The organism is Paraburkholderia sp. SARCC-3016, from assembly GCF_031119615.1.
In the GTDB taxonomy this organism is placed as follows: Bacteria; Pseudomonadota; Gammaproteobacteria; order Burkholderiales; family Burkholderiaceae; genus Paraburkholderia.
In genome coordinates this window covers 1-5,681 of the sequence record NZ_JAVHZD010000075.1, presented here as the reverse complement: position 1 = coordinate 5,681, position 5,681 = coordinate 1, and the positions used below count along the sequence as shown (strand labels likewise).

Below are 5,681 nucleotides of genomic sequence, written 5' to 3'. Positions count from 1 at the left end.
CAACCCCGCCTGTGCGGGCGGGGTTGATGTTTTCAGCTGAGGGGGAGCCTGACGATTACCTACTTTCACACGGGCAATCCGCACTATCATCGGCGTGGAGTCGTTTCACGGTCCTGTTCGGGATGGGAAGGGGTGGGACCGACTCGCTATGGTCATCAGGCATGACGGGTTGTTCTGCGGCATGCGGGCAGCAGAACCAATCGGGAAGAAGCGTGGGTAGCAGGGGATGGGTTGTGTTGTCTGGCACAACGCGGCTCACTCAACCGTCTGTCTGCGCTACCCCCTGACGGGGGTGGGGTCCGGGTAAATGCTGGAGCATTAACCATGACCGCGAAACACACCGGTTATAGGATCAAGCCTTACGGGCAATTAGTATCAGTTAGCTTAACGCATTACTGCGCTTCCACACCTGACCTATCAACGTCCTGGTCTTGAACGACCCTTCAAGGGGCTCGAAGCCCCGGGGATATCTCATCTCAAGGCGAGTTTCCCGCTTAGATGCTTTCAGCGGTTATCTCTTCCGAACATAGCTACCCGGCGATGCGACTGGCGTCACAACCGGTACACCAGAGGTTCGTCCACTCCGGTCCTCTCGTACTAGGAGCAGGTCCCTTCAAATATCCAGCGCCCACGGCAGATAGGGACCAAACTGTCTCACGACGTTTTAAACCCAGCTCACGTACCTCTTTAAATGGCGAACAGCCATACCCTTGGGACCGGCTACAGCCCCAGGATGAGATGAGCCGACATCGAGGTGCCAAACACCGCCGTCGATATGAACTCTTGGGCGGTATCAGCCTGTTATCCCCAGAGTACCTTTTATCCGTTGAGCGATGGCCCTTCCATACAGAACCACCGGATCACTATGACCTGCTTTCGCACCTGTTCGACTTGTCAGTCTCACAGTCAAGCACGCTTATGCCATTGCACTATCAGCACGATTTCCGACCGTACCTAGCGTACCTTCGTACTCCTCCGTTACACTTTGGGAGGAGACCGCCCCAGTCAAACTGCCTGCCATGCACTGTCCCCGAACCCGCTTCAGGGTCCAAGGTTAGAACCTCAAACAGATCAGGGTGGTATTTCAAGGACGGCTCCACTGAAACTAGCGTTCCAGCTTCATAGCCTCCCACCTATCCTACACAGACCGGTTCAAAGTCCAATGCAAAGCTGCAGTAAAGGTTCATGGGGTCTTTCCGTCTAGCCGCGGGGAGATTGCATCATCACAAACACTTCAACTTCGCTGAGTCCCGGGAGGAGACAGTGTGGCCATCGTTACGCCATTCGTGCAGGTCGGAACTTACCCGACAAGGAATTTCGCTACCTTAGGACCGTTATAGTTACGGCCGCCGTTTACCGGGACTTCAATCAGGAGCTTGCACCCCATCATTTAATCTTCCGGCACCGGGCAGGCGTCACACCCTATACGTCCACTTTCGTGTTTGCAGAGTGCTGTGTTTTTATTAAACAGTCGCAGCCACCAGTTTATTGCAACCCCTTCACCCTCTGCGCGCAGGCGCATCAAGCTACAAGGGCGTACCTTATCCCGAAGTTACGGTACCAGTTTGCCGAGTTCCTTCTCCCGGGTTCTCTCAAGCGCCTTAGAATACTCATCTCGCCCACCTGTGTCGGTTTGCGGTACGGTCAATGTGAAACTGAAGCTTAGAGGCTTTTCCTGGAACCCCTTCCAGTTGCTTCGCTCCCGAAGGAGCTCGCGCCACGCCCTTGAATTACGTGCCCGGATTTGCCAGAGCACCTTCTCCAACGCAGCGACCGGGACTTCCAACACCCGGACAACCTTCCGCGATCCGTCCCCCCATCGCATTTCACACTGGTGCAGGAATATTGACCTGCTTCCCATCAGCTACGCATTTCTGCCTCGCCTTAGGGGCCGACTCACCCTACGCCGATGAACGTTGCGTAGGAAACCTTGGGCTTACGGCGAGGGGGCCTTTCACCCCCTTTATCGCTACTCATGTCAGCATTCGCACTTCCGATACCTCCAGCACACTTTCCAGTGCACCTTCGCAGGCTTACGGAACGCTCTCCTACCATGCGTGCAAGCACGCATCCGCAGCTTCGGTATATGGCTTAGCCCCGTTACATCTTCCGCGCAGGACGACTCGATCAGTGAGCTATTACGCTTTCTTTAAAGGGTGGCTGCTTCTAAGCCAACCTCCTGACTGTTTTAGCCTTCCCACTTCGTTTCCCACTTAGCCATATTTGGGGACCTTAGCTGGCGGTCTGGGTTGTTTCCCTCTTGACACCGGACGTTAGCACCCGATGTCTGTCTCCCGTGATTGCACTCTTCGGTATTCGGAGTTTGCTATGGCGAAGTAATCCGCAATGGACCCTTCAACCATGACAGTGCTCTACCCCCGAAGGTGAGACACGAGGCACTACCTAAATAGTTTTCGGAGAGAACCAGCTATTTCCAGATTTGTTTAGCCTTTCACCCCTATCCACAGCTCATCCCCTAGTTTTTCAACACTAGTGGGTTCGGACCTCCAGCACGTGTTACCGTGCCTTCATCCTGGCCATGGATAGATCATCTGGTTTCGGGTCTACACCCAGCGACTGATTCGCCCTGTTCGGACTCGCTTTCGCTACGCCTGCCCTAATCGGTTAAGCTCGCCACTGAATGTAAGTCGCTGACCCATTATACAAAAGGTACGCCGTCACCCGTTTCCAGGCTCCGACTGTTTGTATGCATGCGGTTTCAGGATCTGTTTCACTCCCCTCCCGGGGTTCTTTTCGCCTTTCCCTCACGGTACTGGTTCACTATCGGTCGATCACGAGTATTTAGCCTTGGAGGATGGTCCCCCCATCTTCAGACAGGATTTCACGTGTCCCGCCCTACTTGTCGTACACCTAGTTCTTCCACACTGCTTTCGCCTACGGGGCTATCACCCGCTATGGCCGCACTTTCCAGAGCGTTCGGCTAACAGTACAGATAAAGAGTACAGGCTGCTCCCATTTCGCTCGCCACTACTCTGGGAATCTCGGTTGATTTCTGTTCCTGCGGCTACTTAGATGTTTCAGTTCGCCGCGTTCGCTTCACATGGCCTATGTATTCAGCCACGGATACTCCATTCGGAGTGGGTTTCCCCATTCGGACATCTTCGGATCAATGCTCGTTTGCCAGCTCCCCGAAGCTTTTCGCAGGCTACCGCGTCCTTCATCGCCTGTGATCGCCAAGGCATCCACCACATGCACTTGTTCGCTTGACCCTATAACGGGTGTGTCTCCACGGACTGGCGTCCCTTCGACCACACGCGCTACAGGCTGAGTTTTCGCGTTGTGCCGTATTCCAAGCGCCCTCTCATCGAGGACCCTAAAAAATACTTCGATACAATCACAACCCTGACCAATCTACTCACGTCCATCTCTCAGACGCTTTCATTGATCTCTACTACTGCTTCTTCCTGATTGTTAAAGAACGACAGCCGATATGCCTTACCGCTTCATACCAGAGCTGACTGGCGCAATTGCCAATGCGTAATACCCGGTTCACCTGCTGACCGGACACTAGGCACTGGTAATTGGTGGAGGATGACGGGATCGAACCGACGACCCCCTGCTTGCAAAGCAGGTGCTCTCCCAGCTGAGCTAATCCCCCGCACGACAACTTTCAAGGGATCTGCTCTCCACCTTCCGCCCCCTTCGGGGGTGGGGCTTCCGTAAGCGCTGAAGCGCTAACGGCAGCCGACATGGTGGGTCTGGCTGGATTCGAACCAGCGACCCCCGCCTTATCAAGACGGTGCTCTAACCGACTGAGCTACAGACCCCTTCAGCCTGTCCTTCAATGCACAGCCGACAAGTGTGAGTGCTCAACTTAAGACGCAAAGCTCTGGAAAGGAGGTGATCCAGCCGCACCTTCCGATACGGCTACCTTGTTACGACTTCACCCCAGTCATGAATCCTACCGTGGTGACCGTCCTCCTTGCGGTTAGACTAGCCACTTCTGGTAAAACCCACTCCCATGGTGTGACGGGCGGTGTGTACAAGACCCGGGAACGTATTCACCGCGGCATGCTGATCCGCGATTACTAGCGATTCCAGCTTCACGCAGTCGAGTTGCAGACTGCGATCCGGACTACGATCGGTTTTCTGGGATTGGCTCCGCCTCGCGGCTTGGCAACCCTCTGTTCCGACCATTGTATGACGTGTGAAGCCCTACCCATAAGGGCCATGAGGACTTGACGTCATCCCCACCTTCCTCCGGTTTGTCACCGGCAGTCTCCCTGGAGTGCTCTTGCGTAGCAACCAGGGACAAGGGTTGCGCTCGTTGCGGGACTTAACCCAACATCTCACGACACGAGCTGACGACAGCCATGCAGCACCTGTGTGACGGCTCCCTTTCGGGCACCCTCAACTCTCATCGAGGTTCCGTCCATGTCAAGGGTAGGTAAGGTTTTTCGCGTTGCATCGAATTAATCCACATCATCCACCGCTTGTGCGGGTCCCCGTCAATTCCTTTGAGTTTTAATCTTGCGACCGTACTCCCCAGGCGGTCAACTTCACGCGTTAGCTACGTTACCAAGCCAATGAAGGCCCGACAACCAGTTGACATCGTTTAGGGCGTGGACTACCAGGGTATCTAATCCTGTTTGCTCCCCACGCTTTCGTGCATGAGCGTCAGTATTGGCCCAGGGGGCTGCCTTCGCCATCGGTGTTCCTCCACATCTCTACGCATTTCACTGCTACACGTGGAATTCCACCCCCCTCTGCCATACTCCAGCAATGCAGTCACCAATGCAGTTCCCAGGTTAAGCCCGGGGATTTCACATCGGTCTTACATCACCGCCTGCGCACGCTTTACGCCCAGTAATTCCGATTAACGCTCGCACCCTACGTATTACCGCGGCTGCTGGCACGTAGTTAGCCGGTGCTTATTCTTCCGGTACCGTCATCCTCCATCCATATTAGGGACGAAGTTTTCTTTCCGGACAAAAGTGCTTTACAACCCGAAGGCCTTCTTCACACACGCGGCATTGCTGGATCAGGGTTGCCCCCATTGTCCAAAATTCCCCACTGCTGCCTCCCGTAGGAGTCTGGGCCGTGTCTCAGTCCCAGTGTGGCTGGTCGTCCTCTCAGACCAGCTACGGATCGTCGCCTTGGTGGGCCTTTACCCCACCAACCAGCTAATCCGCCATCGGCCGCTCCTTGAGCGCGAGGCCTTGCGGTCCCCCGCTTTCATCCTCAGATCGTATGCGGTATTAATCCGGCTTTCGCCGGGCTATCCCCCACTCCAGGACACGTTCCGATGTATTACTCACCCGTTCGCCACTCGCCGCCAGGGTTGCCCCCGCGCTGCCGTCCGACTTGCATGTGTAAGGCATGCCGCCAGCGTTCAATCTGAGCCAGGATCAAACTCTTCAGTTCAATGCCTGTTACTGTTTTCGGTTCATATCTCTACAAACCGGTCGCTCACTCAACGTACTGACAGTTGGATCTCCATCTCTGAAGACCCTTCAATACTGTGTGAGACACTTGATACTTTCGCCATTCGACAACCCCGAGAGGTCATCGCGCGCCGCCATCAAGCACCCACACTTATCGGCTGTGAATTGTTAAAGATCGATTCACGAATCGGGCTTCCCTTCCGGCGCATTCCGCTGAACCGCCACCGCCCTTCTTCGTGTCCGCCGCTCGCTGCAGCAGAGAAGCGAGATTATGCA

General features: G+C 55.0%; 2 tRNA genes and 3 rRNA genes. All 5 read right to left on the bottom strand.

Annotated features, from left to right (window positions below):
• Positions 1-46: 46 nt before the first annotated feature.
• Positions 47-160: ribosomal RNA gene (gene rrf / locus QYH69_RS35580) — 5S ribosomal RNA — on the bottom strand.
• Between the two features lie 188 nt (positions 161-348).
• Positions 349-3,230, bottom strand: a 23S ribosomal RNA gene (locus QYH69_RS35575).
• 313 nt (positions 3,231-3,543) lie between these two features.
• A tRNA-Ala gene (locus tag QYH69_RS35570) sits at positions 3,544-3,619 on the bottom strand.
• A gap of 92 nt (positions 3,620-3,711) precedes the next feature.
• Positions 3,712-3,788 (bottom strand) — tRNA-Ile (locus tag QYH69_RS35565).
• 66 nt (positions 3,789-3,854) lie between these two features.
• Positions 3,855-5,385 (bottom strand): 16S ribosomal RNA (locus QYH69_RS35560).
• The 16S, 23S and 5S rRNA genes sit together here with 2 tRNA genes alongside, the layout of an rRNA operon.
• Positions 5,386-5,681: the final 296 nt, after the last annotated feature.